Source organism: Chryseobacterium sp. NRRL B-14798, assembly GCF_050470705.1.
GTDB classification, from domain to species: Bacteria; Bacteroidota; Bacteroidia; order Flavobacteriales; family Weeksellaceae; genus Chryseobacterium; species Chryseobacterium cupriresistens.
Genome location: NZ_JBFLUL010000005.1, coordinates 741,612 through 758,642, shown reverse-complemented (window position 1 = coordinate 758,642; position 17,031 = coordinate 741,612). Strand labels below are relative to the sequence as shown.

At 31.3% G+C, this 17,031-nt stretch carries 15 protein-coding genes and 1 other RNA gene; 10 read left to right on the top strand and 6 right to left on the bottom strand.

The annotated features are described in order from the left end of the window. Positions 1-23: 23 nt before the first annotated feature. Entirely contained in the window at positions 24-221 is a 198-nt protein-coding gene (rpsU, locus tag AB1278_RS03795; protein WP_034693154.1) for a 30S ribosomal protein S21, read from the bottom strand. Positions 222-490: 269 nt separating this feature from the next. On the opposite strand from rpsU, the gene ssrA reads away from it, so the two are divergent. Together ssrA and AB1278_RS03785 are read left to right on the top strand one after the other, a co-directional pair. Beyond that, positions 491-892: a transfer-messenger RNA gene (ssrA, locus tag AB1278_RS03790) on the top strand. 241 nt (positions 893-1,133) lie between these two features. Further along, the gene (locus AB1278_RS03785; RefSeq protein ID WP_429812553.1) at positions 1,134-2,579 is read left to right on the top strand and encodes an alpha/beta hydrolase; all 1,446 of its coding nucleotides are present in this window, start codon (positions 1,134-1,136) and stop codon (positions 2,577-2,579) included. 87 nt (positions 2,580-2,666) lie between these two features. On the opposite strand, the gene AB1278_RS03780 is transcribed toward AB1278_RS03785, so the two are convergent. The 4 genes from AB1278_RS03780 to dinB all read right to left on the bottom strand — a co-directional run bounded on the left by AB1278_RS03780 (position 2,667) and on the right by dinB (position 8,728). Next, positions 2,667-3,983, bottom strand: coding sequence for a hypothetical protein (locus AB1278_RS03780; protein ID WP_429812550.1), 1,317 nt, complete (start codon positions 3,981-3,983; stop codon positions 2,667-2,669). Next, a complete protein-coding gene (locus AB1278_RS03775; protein ID WP_429812547.1) occupies positions 3,973-4,356 on the bottom strand; it encodes a hypothetical protein in 384 nt (127 codons plus the stop codon). Before AB1278_RS03775 ends, AB1278_RS03780 begins: the two co-directional genes overlap by 11 nt. A gap of 171 nt (positions 4,357-4,527) precedes the next feature. Continuing rightward, positions 4,528-7,581 (bottom strand): DNA polymerase III subunit alpha, encoded by a 3,054-nt coding sequence (locus tag AB1278_RS03770; RefSeq protein WP_429812544.1) that lies wholly within the window; start codon positions 7,579-7,581, stop codon positions 4,528-4,530. Positions 7,582-7,585: 4 nt separating this feature from the next. After that, positions 7,586-8,728 (bottom strand): DNA polymerase IV, encoded by a 1,143-nt coding sequence (gene dinB / locus AB1278_RS03765; protein ID WP_429812541.1) that lies wholly within the window; start codon positions 8,726-8,728, stop codon positions 7,586-7,588. Between the two features lie 61 nt (positions 8,729-8,789). Here dinB and AB1278_RS03760 point away from each other — a divergent pair, with 61 nt between their 5' ends. Continuing rightward, a complete protein-coding gene (locus tag AB1278_RS03760) occupies positions 8,790-9,548 on the top strand; it encodes an XRE family transcriptional regulator (RefSeq protein ID WP_429812538.1) in 759 nt (252 codons plus the stop codon). A 3-nt stretch (positions 9,549-9,551) separates the two neighbouring features. Here AB1278_RS03760 and AB1278_RS03755 read toward each other — a convergent pair whose 3' ends face one another. Then, positions 9,552-10,865 carry a PIN domain-containing protein gene (locus tag AB1278_RS03755; protein ID WP_429812536.1) on the bottom strand — a complete coding sequence of 438 codons (1,314 nt, stop codon included), beginning with the start codon at positions 10,863-10,865 and terminating at the stop codon, positions 9,552-9,554. Between the two features lie 393 nt (positions 10,866-11,258). Here AB1278_RS03755 and AB1278_RS03750 point away from each other — a divergent pair, with 393 nt between their 5' ends. The 7 genes from AB1278_RS03750 to AB1278_RS03720 all read left to right on the top strand — a co-directional run bounded on the left by AB1278_RS03750 (position 11,259) and on the right by AB1278_RS03720 (position 16,942). Then, positions 11,259-11,627, top strand: a complete 369-nt coding sequence (locus AB1278_RS03750) for an antirestriction protein ArdA (protein ID WP_429812533.1) — start codon at positions 11,259-11,261, stop codon at positions 11,625-11,627. A 139-nt stretch (positions 11,628-11,766) separates the two neighbouring features. Further along, positions 11,767-12,441, top strand: coding sequence for a recombinase family protein (locus AB1278_RS03745; RefSeq protein ID WP_429812530.1), 675 nt, complete (start codon positions 11,767-11,769; stop codon positions 12,439-12,441). An 8-nt stretch (positions 12,442-12,449) separates the two neighbouring features. After that, positions 12,450-13,361: a hypothetical protein gene (locus tag AB1278_RS03740; RefSeq protein ID WP_429812527.1), complete on the top strand. Its 912-nt coding sequence runs from the start codon at positions 12,450-12,452 to the stop codon at positions 13,359-13,361. 137 nt (positions 13,362-13,498) lie between these two features. Continuing rightward, positions 13,499-14,767 (top strand): BT4734/BF3469 family protein, encoded by a 1,269-nt coding sequence (locus AB1278_RS03735; protein WP_429812523.1) that lies wholly within the window; start codon positions 13,499-13,501, stop codon positions 14,765-14,767. A gap of 373 nt (positions 14,768-15,140) precedes the next feature. Then, entirely contained in the window at positions 15,141-15,545 is a 405-nt protein-coding gene (locus AB1278_RS03730; protein WP_429812520.1) for a hypothetical protein, read from the top strand. Between the two features lie 22 nt (positions 15,546-15,567). Then, positions 15,568-16,146: a hypothetical protein gene (locus AB1278_RS03725; protein WP_429812517.1), complete on the top strand. Its 579-nt coding sequence runs from the start codon at positions 15,568-15,570 to the stop codon at positions 16,144-16,146. After that, positions 16,130-16,942: a hypothetical protein gene (locus AB1278_RS03720; protein WP_429812514.1), complete on the top strand. Its 813-nt coding sequence runs from the start codon at positions 16,130-16,132 to the stop codon at positions 16,940-16,942. The genes AB1278_RS03725 and AB1278_RS03720 overlap by 17 nt, the downstream gene beginning before the upstream one ends. The last annotated feature ends 89 nt before the right edge of the window (positions 16,943-17,031 follow it).

Here is a 17,031-nt window from a genome sequence, read left to right as displayed (position 1 = left end):
TAATATATGGTTAAGAAAAAATCTTAAGCCTGCTCTTCTTTGCTAAGCGCTCTTTGTTTGTAAGCCGCTTTTAGTCTAGCTTGTCTCAAAGTTACAGAAGGCTTAATAAACTGTTGTCTAGATCTTAATTGACGAACAGTTCCTGTTTTATCAAATTTTCTCTTGTATTTTTTTAAAGCTCTGTCGATGGATTCACCATCTTTTACTGGAATTATTAACATATTTTACATCTCATTTTGGATTGCAAAAGTAGACATTTTTTATCAGAACACAAAATATATTGCCATAAACAATCACTAATCCACCCTATGACTGTTTAAAAACCCCGTATTAAAGCCTGTTAGCAAACAATAATATTTTTATCACAATCACTGGATATTCAATTCTTACTACCTTCAGGTTACTCATTTTATTTCGTAATTTCTATTAAAACCATCGATATTAATGAAATGTAAACAAAAAGCACTATCTTTGTATTCACTTTATTCATGGGGTTGACTGGTTTCGACAGCAAGACCAATGGGTAAGTAAGCATGCAGAGAACCGTAGCGCGATCTCTATAATCCCTTGCTACAAAATTTTAACTGGCAACGAAGAGTTCGCTCTTGCAGCTTAATATCGAAGTATAGTAGATCAAGCGTTTTCCCGAAGATTTTAGTAGGGAAGCAAGATATTCCACAAATGCTCAGTTCTGCAGCGTTTGATCCTGGGATATAGGAATGCAGAAATAAGGTTTTAGAAGCTTTGGCTAAAGCTCGAAAATTTCAGAAGATAAGCTGGTCGTTGGGTGTCTATCCTCTGCTTCCAGTCGAAAACCAATGGTAGAATAAGCATGTAGAAAGCTTATGTATTGCTTGTTTGGACGAGGGTTCGAATCCCTCCAACTCCACTTTTTAAGCTAAAGAGAAGATGTAACTTATTTATTTCTAAATAACTATATTTTCTCTTTTTTGTTTTTGTGCCCGAAATTGTTCCCAATTTTCTTATATATCTCTATGCTTATCTCTATAAAGAGCAGATACATTATACGGTTGTAAATATACCAAATTTACTTACATTATAATATTTGTTGTTATGCTTTTACACAATAAAAATGTAAATTGGCAGCAAAACTATTAATTATTTGAAAAGAAATGAATATTACATGTGTTATCAAATTTGATTTTAAGGTAAGTGAACTATATTTATCTATAAACAGCCATAAGCAGCTCCTAAATTGGAATAACCTAACTGAATCATATCATACAACCTTTGAATACCTAAACTCTACCACCTTGACCGTTATTGGAAGTAAAACAAAGAGTACAGAAGCGCAAAGATGTAAAATTGAGTTATACTACAGGAATCAATTATTAAATTCTCAGACCTTTAAGATAGAAGGTTCTAAAAAAAACTTTCAATTTGACATTGAAAATATATATAATAAGAAAGATGATAGAGTTATTCCATTTAAAGGTATTAAAGTACGCTACAGACAAAAAGATGGCTACTTTAGTGATATTGATAAATCCATTAAAAAAATACACGAACAAGCAGAAACTTTTTATTGGACTAATAAACAAAATGGAAACGTTCAAAAAAAAGAAGTAGTTAAGGAAAACATTATTGAAGTATTTTATGGTACAAATAGAAAGAAATCTGGTAAGAACAAAGTAAATGAATACTTTAATGATGAAATAATAAATGGTAAATCACTGAATGTTGGAAAATGCACAATCAGCATTCCAAATACACATAAAGTAGGAAAAGTTGAAAGACCTGGCAAAATCTTAATATGGAGAAAAAGAGAAGACAAAAGCAAACATATTCTATTACAATCCATTAATGAATTTCAAGAGACTGATTTCTACAATCATCTTAAAGAAAGCCTGTTGAAGACTGATGAAAATTCTTTTCTACTTTTCGTACATGGTTATAATAATTCATTTGAGGAAACAGCATGGAGAACTGGCCAAATTGCATATGATTTATCCTTTAATGGGTTGACTGGATTTTTTAGTTGGCCTTCAGCAGGAAAAACAACAGCCTATCTAAGAGATTCAGAAATGGTTAACGCAAGTAAAACATCCCTGACTGAATTTATCAATTCCATTATTACCATGGCTGATATAAAAAAACTACACATTATAGCACACAGCATGGGGAATGTCTTAGTTACTGCATCTTTAAACGAACTCGCAAGCAATCCTAAATACTCAACTTCTCTAGCAGCAATTGAGCAAATCATTCTTGCAGCACCAGATATAGACCAAAATGTATTTAAAAATGAAATTTTACCTATTTTTAGAAATGTTGGAAATAGTAGAACTATGTATATATCCGACAAAGACGTTGCTCTTAAAGCCTCTAGTACGATTAGAAGTTTACCACGTTTAGGACAGGCAGGAGCATTTGCATTCGTTGATAAAGATTTATATTCTATAGATGCTTCTAATATCGAATCGTCAGGTCTTAATCACAGTTATATATTTGACACAAAACTTTTAATTAACGATTTATTCCATCTGATAGAAGGCATTACTGACCCTAAAAAAAGAAATCTAAAAAAAGATTCCGAACTCTGGTACTTCCCTAAATAATATCAAATAGAAGATTCACTACTATAAAAAATTACAGAAAAAGAGCCACAAATGCGTGGCTCTCATACCTAATAAAGATATATTAAACTATAAATTTATAGTATACTCGTAAATCCTATCTACCATTTTTTTAATTCCTTCTTCAATCTTATCATTATCGACACGAACCTCAAAAGCATTTTCATTGTAATTTGCTCTCAAAACAATATAAGTATCATTATTCTCTATTAATATCGCAATTTTAATACCATCAGGAACATTATTATATCCATATTTTTTAAAGTCATTGTAACCCAAAAGATATTCCGTAGATTCTATTGAACTAAACAATGTATTATCAAGATTAATAGTTTTTTTATTACTGTTTTTATCAATGATTGTTGTAACAGTAATTAATTCCAAATGTTTTTGTTGGATATCATCAACCTTTTTGATTTTAGTAACAATTTTAGATGAAACTTCTTTTTTGTTTAAGCCCAAGTTACTATACTTCTCACCTACAGAGCCCTTAACTTTTAAATTGTAATTCTTATTCTCTACAATTCTTAACACTGGCTCAAAGATTTGATTTCTTTCTTCATCTGTATAGTTATTTAAAAGTGTTGCCAGCTCCGCATTGGTAATATCATTATCTAAAACAATTTTTTTATAATTATCACCAACATTATCAGCCCATTCCTTAACCTCTTTAAATTCAATATTGGATTTCATTAATTTATCCGTTGATAAGCCAATTTCGAAACTACCAAAATTTAAATCTACCATTCTTAAATCAGTATCAGCAAAAACAGACTTTAATATTTTACTTCTTTTATTATCTTCCGGTATTATACTATTAAATTTCTTCTCAAAATCTATTGTAACAAAGTGCTTAAATGATGTTGATAAGTTAGTTAACAGTGTGTTTGTTAGTTCTCTCAACCCTATTGTATCCCCATACTTTCTATCATTCGTAGAAAACTTTAAATAAAAAGCATTTTTTCTTAAATCATGTAAATAAAGTTTTCTGTCATACTCATTAATCATTTCATAATAAAATGAATTTTCTAATGGTTCGTACTCAAGGAAAGAATTAGCTTCTGGTAGATAATCCTCAGGTAAACTTTCACATAAAATAGATTGTGCATTTATAACATTCCCATCATAGTCCTGTTCCAGTATCAAAAGGATATTATTACTCTTAATAATATCTCGCAACGAAATTGATTTAGTTAGATATTTTAAGATAGTGTCTGCATCTATCTCAAAGAATAGAAAAACATCATAATCTTCAAAGCTATCAACGAGATACAGAAAATAGTCTTTTTCATTTAGCTTTAAATGAGAAAGTATTGGTTCATCTAAATAGATTATATCTTCTACTTTCTCAAACGCTGATAAATCAAAGTATGAATTAGTTTTCATCTTCTATAATTTGAAAGTTTGTAATTAAATCAAAACTACTTTTGGGGTAAAAAGTGTAATGATGCTTTTTATTGCCCGACTGATGCTTGATACCATCTTCGTCTTTTATTTTACATAAAGCAATTGCATTATATTTTTTTCTAATATTCTTAGACAAATTATTAAGCTCTTGAATTGCTGAATCTTTGCTATTAAATGTTGATAACCCCCACGCTAAACAGTTGTTAGCATGCTTTGGTCTCACTCCATTAGGCACAAAAGATTCGACAAACTTATCCTTATGAACCCATCTAAATAGAGTAAGTTCACCCTTCTGACCATCAAGCGGACAATTTTCTATTTTATTTATATGTTCTTGGTGTAGCAAATCCATTTACAAATCTAATATGTTTAAATTAGCTAGCAACAAATATACATTATTCATAATCTTGAACTACATATTTTTTAATAACCTATGACAGGTCAAATTACAATATAAATTTATTACTTTACTGACTTTTCAATTTACAAACTATCTTTCTTATGGAAATACGGAAAACCGTAATTATATCATTTTATGTCTGGGTAACCCTATTTCTTGCTCCTGTGGATATGGTTTTCTAAAAGTCATACTGATATCTTCCTTAATATTAGTTTGAACTCTTTGAGCCATATCTTTATCAAGAGAGTACCTTGGGTCTGGAATAAAAGGCATTTTTGCCATTTTTTTAATGGTTACTGTAGGAAAGTGAAAGTCAACCTCAACAATTCCTAACAATAAGTAACAGCCTCCTCCTTGAAATGGATATTTTTCAAGACAATCAGCAAAATGAGCAGTATCAAAGTATTCCCCTTCAGTATCAATCCAAGTACCAAAAAACATCGTTCCCCTCTTGGTGGGCACATGCTTTCTAGAGATTAGATAAGCTAGCATCTTTACTTCTTTTTTATGATAGCTTGTTAAGTCTTTAGCCATAACACTACCTCTGTATTTTGTCTGCAAAATATCAAAAGGGCTATAAGAAATAGGAAATCCTAAAATTTCAATTTCATCAAATGCATCTTCAAACTTATGTCTGTCAACCTTTGGTAATTTGTAATTCTTTGGGGAGGCTTCCAATAATGTTAAATACCTACAATTAAATCTACTCTCAGATAATAAAAACCTCGCCTCAATAAGGAGTTCATGTTTTTGTTTGCCCGTAAATCTAAATGCCCCTATAAAGATTAATATTTGTATTGTTTCAATTCCTACCGGAACTCTTTTAATGAAGTCTTCTAGTGATTTAAAATCCCCGTGATTCTTTCTTTCCTCTGGAATAAACTGTCCTAGTCTAATTTCTACCTTTTCCAAATGCATGAGTCCGAGATATACCTCATCATCATATAAAGTTGTTCTGTATCCACTTTTATTAACACAAGGATTCATAATTTTAGCACCAGACATTCTCGCCTCGTGTATGTAAACTTCTGTTCTATAAAAACCTCCCTGATTATTTATTACTGACACCATAAATTCAAGAGGGTAATAAACCTTCAAATATAAACTTTGATAGCTCTCTACTGCATAAGATGCTGAATGGGCTTTGCAAAATGAATACCCCGCAAAAGATTCAATCTGCCTGTAAACTTCTCTAGATAATTGCTCTGGATGTCCTATTTCTTTACACGATTCGAAAAAGTGGTCCTTTACTTTCTGTAGTGCTGAAAGTGACCTTCCTTTGCCACTCATAGCTCTTCTCAAGATATCTCCATCAGGAGCTGATAAACCTCCAAAGTGCAAAGCAATTTTTATCACATCCTCTTGATACACCATTATGCCATAGGTCTCTCCTAATTCTTTTTCAAAGACATCATGGAAATATTCAAATTTATCGGGGTTATTATGCCTGAAGATATATTCTTTCATCATTCCACTTTGGGCAACTCCTGGTCTAATGATTGATGATGCAGCAACCAAAACTTTATAATTATCACATTTAAGCCTTCTGAGTAAGCCTCTCATGGCAGGACTTTCTATATAAAAGCACCCGATGGTTTTTCCTTTACTTAAAAACTCATTCGCTCTAACCTCATCTTTAGAAATTGCTGTATTTCTGATATCTACCTTTATGCCTCTTTTTTCTTCGATTAAGTTAACTGTATCATTGATTGTTCCTAATCCTCTCTGAGATAAAATATCAAACTTTTCAAAGCCTATATCTTCAGCGACATGCATATCAAACTGAACTATAGGAAATCCTTTAGGTGGCATTTCTAGTGCAGTAAAGTTTGTTATAGGCTCTTCTGAGATTAACACACCACAGGCATGCATACTTCTTTGATTAGGAAACTTCTCTAACAACTTTCCATATTTGTAAACCGAACGAAAAACAGAGTTATCATCATGCTCGTTTATTGATTTGTTTGCTAAAACATCTAGTTCTTCTTTAGGTAAGCCAAAGACTTTTCCGACTTCTCTAAAAATTGACTTGTATTTAAACTCTACATTGGTTCCACAAAAAGCTACATGGTCTTTTCCATATTTATTGAATATGTATTCTAATATAGTATCTCGGTTTTCCCAGCCCCAGTCTATATCGAAATCAGGAGGTGTTTTTCTATTTAGATTGAGAAACCTCTCAAAGTACAAGTCCAGTTCTAATGGACATATGTCAGTAATTCCTAGACAGAAACTAACAATACTATTTGCCCCACTACCCCTACCAACATGCATAAACCCCATTTCATTACTGTATTGAATAATATCCCAAGTAATAAGAAAATACCCACAAAAATTTAACTGGTCTATAACTTCAAGTTCTTTTTCAGCCCTTGCTAATGCAATACCTTTATCATTAGGATATCTCTGTTTTAATCCTTTATAGGTAAGTTGCTTTAAGAGTTTAAAATCATTCTCCTTACTATCCGTATAGTACTTTTTATTCTTTGGAGTGGAGAAATCAAATTCGATTTCACAGTCATTTAGAATTCGTTTTGTATTTTCTACTATTCTTGGATAGTGGCTGTATTTTGTTATAAGGTCTGAAACATTAATAAACTTTTCATTCTCTCCACAATAGTCATTTACTGAAAGTTTTGTCAGTAAAGTGTTATTATCAATAGCTCGTAGTATCTTATGAAGATTGTATTCTCTTTTGGTTTGAAAGGTCACTGGTTGTAAAACAACCATTTTATCAATTAATTTATTTAACTCAGGTTTAATTAAAAGATTTAGCTCTTCTGGTCTTACACCTATATACTCGTTCTCAAAAAGTTCTTCAGGAAGATTACTCAGTGGATAGATAATATAGGTATCTATGAGCTTAGGATTAGTTTTAGGAATCTCAATTCCATCACAATTATAAGCCGTTAAAATTTTATTTACTTCACCAATGCTATTTCTATTTTTAGCTAAACAGATGTAAAACAATTCATTTTCAACTCTTACCTCAACACCAACCACAGGCTTAACTTCATTTTCTTTACATAGCTTGTAAAAGTCATAAATTCCAGTAATGGTATTAATATCTGTAAGAGCCACTACTCTATTTCCAGATTCAACACCTTGTTGAACTAGTTCTTCAATGGAAATTGTTCCATATCTTAAACTATGATATGAATGACAGTTTAAAAACATAACATTATTTTAAAAAACCAGATGCTTTCATAATACTGTCATTACCGAACCTATGCTTCAGATAGTCCATAGTTTGATATAATGACATTAACTCCTCCGTATCTTCAAATAAATTCATTTGATGACAACCATGTACAAGTCCTGTAAATTTCACTCCAATCAATCTGATTCTGATTCTCCTTGTGTAAAGCTTATTAAAAAGCTCCAATGCATACTTGAGCAATGTGTGGTCTGCTGAAGTATATGGAATCCTGCATTGTTTTGTTTCAGTATCAAAATTGCTATATCTAATTTTTACAACCACAGTTGAAGTCAGCCACTTTTCTTTTCTCAATTGAAATCCTAAATGCTCAACCATACCGGATATAATACTTTTAATAACTGGAATATCTATTGTATCCTGTGCAAAGGTATTCTCTGTTGAAATTGACTTTCTTTCGCTATAAGGGATAACGGGAGTTTCATCAATTCCATTTGCTTTCCTTGATAACTCAATACCATTTTTTCCTATTAGCTGTTGTAATACCTCAACTGGCATTTCAGAAAGTGTTTGAATCGTTCGTACACCAATTCTCGAAAGTAATTGAAATGTCTGATTTCCTACCATTGGAATCTTCTTTACAGAAAGAGGATTTAAAAATGGTCTTACCAATTCCTCTTGTACTTCCAATCTACCAACTGGTTTTGATTCACCTGTTCCTATCTTAGAAACTGTTTTATTCGTTGATAATGCAAAGCTGATAGGTAATCCCGTTTCTTTTGTTATAGTAGATGCAATTTCAGTAGTCCATTTATAGCATCCAAAAAACTTATCCATTCCTGATAAATCAAGATAAAATTCATCAATACTAGCTTTCTCTAAGACTGGAACTTTTTCCTGAATAATTTCTGTTACAGTATGTGACATATTGGAGTACATTTCCATATCTCCTTTAATTACTCTTGCTTCAGGACAAAGTCTTAAAGCCATCTTTATTGGCATTGCACTTCTTACACCAAAAAATCTTGTTTCATAGGAACATGATGCAACAACTCCCCTATCTCCACCTCCTATAATTACTGGCTTTCCAACAAGTTCTGAGTTTTTAAGCCTTTCACAGGAAACAAAGAATGTATCCAAATCCATATGTACAATATTCCGTTTCACGCAACAAAATTACTACGTTTTATATCATAAATGATTAAATTTGTTGCTACAATTTATAGCAATGTCAATTTTTTCAGAAAACATAAGGTATTTGAGAGGTAAGCTTGGAGCATCACAACAGAGTGTCGCAAATGCCATAAATATTACTCGTGGGCGATATGCTAAATATGAGGATGATGCTAATAATCCATCACCTGATATTCTAGTTAGTATTTCCAGATACTACAAAGTTAGTATTGATTTATTGTTGACTGTTGATTTAAAAAAGTACTCAATAGATGATATTTTAAAGTTACCTGATAACCGAATTGTTTTGCCAATTAAAGTTGGTAAGACAGGTGAAAATAAAATTGAAATAGTTCCACACAAAGGGAAAATGGGTTATCTCACTGGCTATAATGACCCTGAGTACATTGACAGTTTGCAGCACATGTCACTTCCATTTTTGAGAAATGGTAAGTATAGAGCATTTCCTGTTGAGGGAGACTCTATGCCTCCTTATAATGATGGGACTTATATTATAGGAAAGTATATCGAAAGTAAAGATTACTTGAGAAAAGGCAAGAGTTATATATTTGTTACCAGAGATGGTATCGTTTACAAAAGGTTTGGTAAACTTAATAGTACAGGTACATTTGTAAGTTCTGATAATGTATTCTACGAGCCTTATGAGATTGAATGGGATAAGATTATTGAGATTTGGGAGTTTGCTGGAAGTGTCAATACAAAGGAGTTAGAAACTCCCAGCAATGATTTTGAAACGATAAAAGAAATGTTTACAAGTTTGAAAGCTGATATTCTTTCAATTAAAACAAAATAAAGTTTATAACAATCTATTAAGTTTACCTATCTTATTTACATATCCTAATAATATTTCTATTTCCAAATCATTAGTTTCATATTGATTTTTCATTTCAGAAATCATCTCATTAATACCTTCCATCAATACAATAGGTCCAGTAACTACAAATATTATTAATTTTTTGTAATTGAGAAGCCTTGAATGTTTGATTGAATTGATTAAAATGTTTGATAGCCTATGCTTAAAGTCTATATCGAGCCTTCTTGAATAAATAATTTCTACACCACTCTCATTTCCAATATCATCACTTAAAACAATATCAGGAAAACCATTCTCATTAGACATCACATAAGAACCTGCATGATTTTCTAACAACCACATTTTAACTTTTTGCTCAATATCATTATGAGTAGTCGGTTTACTAAGTAAATTATTTAGAGTAATCTCAGTAAAATTTTGTTCTTTTTCTTCAATTTCAAGTTCTTTTACAACATTATCATTCGCACCAAACAATCCGAGTAACTCAGAAAGTTTAATTATGTTAAATGACTTATTGGGTGCTTTAGTTCTGAATTCTGTAATTAACTCAAATCTAGGATATAAAGCTTGACTTTCACTCTGATAGAACCAATCCTTTTTCTCATCACCAGAAACAAACACAATATCTTTATTGTAAGTTTCTGCCAAATGTAAAATTGTATACCAAATCAACAAATCTCCGACTCCTCTATCAGCCTTATTCTCATCTTCAAATCCTGGAGGTATCTTATGTTCATATCTAAACTTTAAATCCTTTTCTATTTGCGTTTCATTTATCTCTAAATCAACTACTACATTTTCTTTAAATAATGATTTATAAACTTGGCTAACAGGGTCATCCCAAGACCAATTCTTTACATGTTCTATTATTGCACCTATTTTTTGTTTATACTCTTTTATTTGTTTATCAATTTCCTTTTCTTGATTTATTAATTCATCATACTCTGGAAGCCCATTGAGCAAAGGAAATTTACCATCGTAAAGATTTTGTGTCTTACTACGTTTTCTAGTCAGTTTTGAAAATAGCTCCTTCAGTTTCTCGGGTCTAGTTTTTGCAAACTCACGTGCAACCTGCCCGGGAATAAATAATCTCTTTTCCTTAATTATTTGAACATATACCTTTTTTATTTCGTCAACACTTTCAGAACTAGTAGTATATGGTAAAACTAAAGCATTTGTATCAAGGACAAATAAACACTTGGATTTAACCAAGGAAACAGGAGAACCAGACAATGAAAAAATATCGCTCGCTTTTGGAAAAAGTTTATTATTTATAAAGATGTCCTTGTCAGCCATGGTAATTGGTAATAATAGTTAATAATAGAGCTAAAGATACCTATAAAATAAGAAAACACAAAATGTAGACAGCCTAACCTCCTATATAGATTAAATCCCCCCCTATAAATTTCTATTTAGGTTATCCCCCCCAACAAAAAAGAGCAAAAAAGTAATACAAAAATTCCATCTCTCGATGTTGTTTCAATTTTAGACTAAAGTCTAAATGTGACACATTAAATATTCATTAAAAACGATGGTATAAAAGGTTTAAAACGTATCAAAAACACCCACTTTAAATTTGGTACAATGAAAAAGATTTTGTACATTTACTTTAAATAAAAAAAGCCTAGTAATATTGGCGTATCACTAGGCATATCAATAAATTTTAACTCTTACTTAAAATTATCGACTATGGCAAATTTACAAAATTGTCTCGACAATTGTGCCGTTTACTGTGGCACTTATGCAAAGTACAACAACGGAAACTTGTTTGGAAAATGGTTCAATCTTTCAGATTATGATGATTATGATGAACTTTATCAAGCTATGAAAGAGCTTCACAGCGATGAGGAAGAACCGGAATTTATGTTTCAGGATTATGAGCTACCAAAATTCTTTATCAATCAGGGTTTAATAAGTGAATGTCACATTTCAAAAGACATTTACGAAATTGAAGAGAAAATAAATGATTCAGGCTTAGAATTTGAAATCATTGAAGCCTACGTAGATTGTATTGGTAATTATTGTAAAGATACAGTGGAGCTTTTAGATAAGGTTTAGGATTCATATTATGGAGAATTTAATTCAGATGAAGACTTTACACAGGAAATGTTAGAACAAGATGGTAGCATTCCAGAAAATCTTCCTTCTTACATCTTCATAGACTGGCAAAAAACAGCATATAATTTCATGTTTGACTATGCATGCTCAAACGGACATTATTTCAGAAATTAATAATAAACTTGCACCCTGTTATCAGGGTGCTTTATACTATAATCAAATGAAAGCAAGATATATAAGAGTTTCTACTGGAAACCAGAATACAGCGAGGCAATTACATAAAAGCCACCCTAATGAAAAGCTTTATATTGACATCATTAGTGGAGCTACACCATTCAGCCAAAGACCAGAGGGCAAAAAGATGCTTGAAGATATTGAAGCTGGTTTAATAGATTATATTTCGGTGCATGCTATTGACAGACTAGGAAGAAACCTATTTGATATTTTAGCTACTTTAGAGTTTCTAAATGAAAAGAAAATAACTTTAGAAGTCGATAATTTAGGGTTGAAAAGCCTAGTTAATAATAAGCCTAATTCAGCTTTTAAACTAATTATATCAGTAATGGCTAATATAGCTGAAATGGAAAGGAATTCACTTCTGGAAAGGCAACAAGAGGGCATAAAACTAGCTATAGCACGAGGCGTGTACAAAGGACGAGCCAAAGGCTCGAAGGAAACAGATGAACAGGTTTTAGAGAAGTATAAAGATGTTGTAAAATATCTAAAGAAAGGACAATCTCTGAGAGATACAGCAAAACTGTGTAAAGTTAGTTTAGCAACTGTCCAAAAGGTTAAGAAAATTATAAATCAATAATTTACAGTATGGTTTTTATAGATACAATTGAAAAGATAAATAATTTTATTATCTCTAAAATAAACTTTCAGGATAATGAAATCCAACTTAGTAGAAAATATTACTTATTAATAGATGATGAATCTTTTGAGGGAGATTCAGAACACTACGATTTTGAAGCTATAGATTATGAACAGTTTCTCTCTCAGCCTAATATTAATTTCATAATTCAAAAGTATGAGACCTTATTAGTTTCAGAAATAGAATACTATCAGCAGGATTTCATTACAACTATTGCCAATAACTTTAGAGCCTATAATACAGAACTGAGCCAAAAGAAGTACTATGAAAACACAATCTTATCTCTAAAGAACTGTATTTCTAGATTTACAGAAAAGTTAGATGGTAAAGATGATTTCAATATTCCTTTAAATAAGATTCAGAGAATCACTATTACTATCATAAATGATGCACACACAGGAATTATACGTATGCTTAATGATGAATATGATAAGTACATCAATCATACGATTAAAATTGATAACCTTAGAACTATCTTTGGTTTAGACCTACACTTTATTACAAAGCTACATACTGAGCTTAAAGCATATGAATTATTGAGCACCTGTATTTCTAGTGACTCATTTTTTGAGATATTAAATATTAATTACAGTGGTGAAGATAAAATAATCCTAAAACTAAATAACTTGAACGAGTTCTACTATTTAGTAAGGTATTTAAAAGAAAAGTTTTCAAGTAAACATATGGATTTCTACCAGCAAATATCAGATAGGTTTTTAGTTAATACAAACGAGAAAACTAAAATACATTTAAAACCCAAAAAGATATCCGGAGGAATCAGTGATTTAAACAAACAAGTTACAAATCGTGAGGTTTCAAAGAGCTCAGAAATCAGAAATGTAGTTATAAACTTAGGATAAAAGAAACCAATCCCCCTAAAGCCAACTATAACCAATTGAAAATCAGTAAAATAAATTTAAAAAAACAAAGATAATCCCTCAATAATCCCCCAAAAACCACTGTATTCTTGTATTTAAAATCAATAAAATACAAGATTATGTTCAGAACTTTTAAAAATGTAAAAACAACCTATTCAAAGACCCAATTTTCAGACCTTCAGGAAGTGATTAGCTATATCAAAGATGATTCAAGACCTGAAGTAGAAAAAATTAAAAAATTAAGAACCTTAGAGAAAGGAACTAAGGAATTTGATGAAATAAAAGAGTTCCAGCTGCCATGTGTTCTCTGGAATTTTACCACCAACGGTAAACGTAGAACAGAAGACATAATCCAGTCTACAGGCTATATTTATTTCGATATTGATGATAATTTAGACTTTAAATTCAATCCAGAATACTTCACAGCTCATTGGAGGAGTGTAAGTAATACGGGTTACGGGTGTATTGTTAAGGTTTCAGGAGTTAATTCAAGTAATTTTAAAGAGGCTTTTAAGCATATAGCAGAGCTTTTGTCCATTCCATTTGACCCGAAAGTAAATAGCATTAGTAGGGTTAATATTCTTTCATTTGACCCAGATATATACTATAATGAGTCTGCACAGACTATAAAGTGTAGTTTTCTGTCTACTGATGACATTGCAGATATTAATACAGAAAATCACCAATCCAGTAGTAACTTTAGAGAAAATTATAGTTATAACCGGAATGGTGAAAATGTTTCAATCAGGTACGATAATCTGGAAGAAAGGAAATCCCAGATTTCAATAAACTATGATGAAAGAGGGGTTTGTGATTTAAAAGATAATAAGCTACTTTATTCCAGGGCAATAATTCCCAAAAACATTAATAATGGCAGGAGAAATACTATATTATCTAATCTGGGAATAATGATTATTGCTTTAAATCCTGAATTATCTGACGGAGGATTTATTGAGTTTATAAGGAAAGTAAACCAAACTTGTTGCAAACCTTCAATGTCGGAGAGTAATATAATGTCTATTTGCAAGAGTATTTTAGACAAAAGAGAAATATGGAAGCTTATTCCCAACCAGAAAAAGAGATTCTTTTTTGACCCTTTAATGGAGTTTACAGCAAAACAAAAACAAAGCTATGCAGCAATTTATAGAAATAAATATGTAGGAGAATTAACAAAACATACAATAAGTAATTCTTTTGCAGGTCTGCTTAGCGAGGGTAGAAAATTTAAAATTAAAGATATACAGACGGAGACTAAGGCTTCCCCCACAACCATAGCTAAATACCTTCCTGAAATATTAATGGAACAATACGGAGGTGACATTGACGATATACAGCCATTTTTCAATGCTAAAAAACAAATTCAAAAATTATTGACTTCTGCTGCTTAGTAGTAGTCAAATTGCTCATGAATTACATTGTTGCTAGATTCCAGTATTAGAAATTCACTCTAAAAAAGGATTCTATCATTCTGAAATAACCAAAAAGTTATTTTACAAGAAATAGATTTTAAACACTCGAATTGATTTAATACCTTTGTCGTACTTCAACGAAAAAAAAGAGAAAACTTTTGCAATTGTAATACGAATCGGCAAAATTCAAATTTGACACAAAATGCAAACAGTTTAGCTCCTTGCCATATAATGGTGAGGACTTTCCTGTTATGTGTCAAAGCTTTGCCGAGCTTGTATTACTAACATGGATAAGTGCCTCACTTTTTTTGTTGTTTATATCTCAGATTATGAACAATAAAATTTAATTTATATGAAACATTTATTTCTTATAGCTTCAGTAGCTATTTCTTTCGTTAACTGTTCTGGTAACGATGACACCACAGCACCACAGCAAAACAGCCCTGTAACAACTCAATATTTTCACCCCCCTGCATGGATTCAAGGCAGTTGGAAAATCACTGGAAGTGCAAATCCTTATTTTAAATTCAATTCAGATGATTTTATTCTAGTAACTCCTTATACCAGTTATAAAGCTGTTTTAGAGCAAACAGCCAAAACAGGGCAACCTGCAAAAGTAGTAGAACAGACCTCAGACTATTACTATGAATTTACAATAACAGCAGGTGCTTCTTCAGGGCAATACAAATTCAAGAAAATCAGTGATACAAAGATTCAATGGGTTGGTAGTACTCCTTTCTTTTTGGATAAAGAATAAACAACTATAAAATTTAATTAATATGAAAAAAATATTACTTCCCTTAGTTTTGTTTACAGTTCTTGTCAGTGCACAAACACAGCGAGACTATTATAACGAATCCCCTTCAGCAATAAATCCTGTAATAGGTATGAATAACACAGAGAGTGAGAGTGTTAAAATGGCCAATGAAGCCTTGAAAGCTAATAAACAGAGTAAAATCGGACAAAAGCTAGAAAAGTCTTTAGAAAAAGTTGAGAATTTGGAAACTCCAAAATTTGAAGATGTTTATCAAAGTACCTCAACCCATGAAAATAGAAGTTATAATCAGTCTGGAAACATCCAAACCAACCCTCAGAATAACGAGGTAGACCCATTCAGTTCACCGGAAGACAAATCACCATCTTTTCAAGGTGAAAGAGTTAATGTTGATGAATATTATAATCAACAGCCAGATGGAAGCTACATCAAAAAAGATACTGGCTACCAAAAAAATAGCAATAATGGTAGTGATAATACAGTTTTGATTGTAGTTATTCTTATTGTTGGTGCTGGGATTATCGGGGCTATCGTAACTAACAGTCAGAAAAAGCCAAATAACGACCATGATAACTTTAAGTAAGTTTTATGATAAAATCCATGATTGGCTAATGCCAGTACAAGAGCAGGGATGTGATATGTTTCCGCCTGTAGACAATCTCTACTCTACATCATTTCAAAAAGTAGTAATGGATTATCTAAAATGGTATGGAGTTAATAAAAAAAGGAATACTACCAGTAGTAAAATTTACCCCACATTTGTTGAAATTCTGGAAACTAAAAGCATACTAAGAAAATGTGGTTTTACAACTGGTGAATACATTGAGAAACTTGTAATCTATGAGTTTCTGGAAATGAAGGAGAGAATGCCCGATTTGAACCCAGTAATGTTTGCTCACTTTTTTGAAGACAGCTACCACAATTCTAAACTTGTTAATTTTACCTCTTTAGAGGTTCAAAAATCGAATCAAAACACAAAAGAGTATTATGATAAGACAAAAAGGTTTTTAATTAAAATTCAAGGATATTTAAAGGCTAATGATTTAAGAATCAGAATTGAGTGCATTCATACTGAAAATAAAAATTGGTTTAACCATACCAGAGTTCAGGAATTCATAACTCCATTTTGCAAGGTAGCCTTAAACTGTAATGAATTAGGTAGATACAACGTTACTTACTTTATAAATCCTCACTTTAAAGAGCTTATAGGTGAATCGCTGGGCAATAAACTAGAAAAACGATTTGATGAACTAGAGGATGGTGAAATCAAAGATTTAGTAAAAATTATTCCATTGAACAGAAGATATGATAAATGGTTTAAAGAAATCCAGAGCATTCCAAACTACAAAGTAACTGTTATGGAACAAAATCTTTTATAAATCAAAAGACGGACATACATCTTCTATACTGTTTAAAAAAAAATAATTCCTCCTATATTTAAGGGGGAATTTTCTTATAAATTTTATCT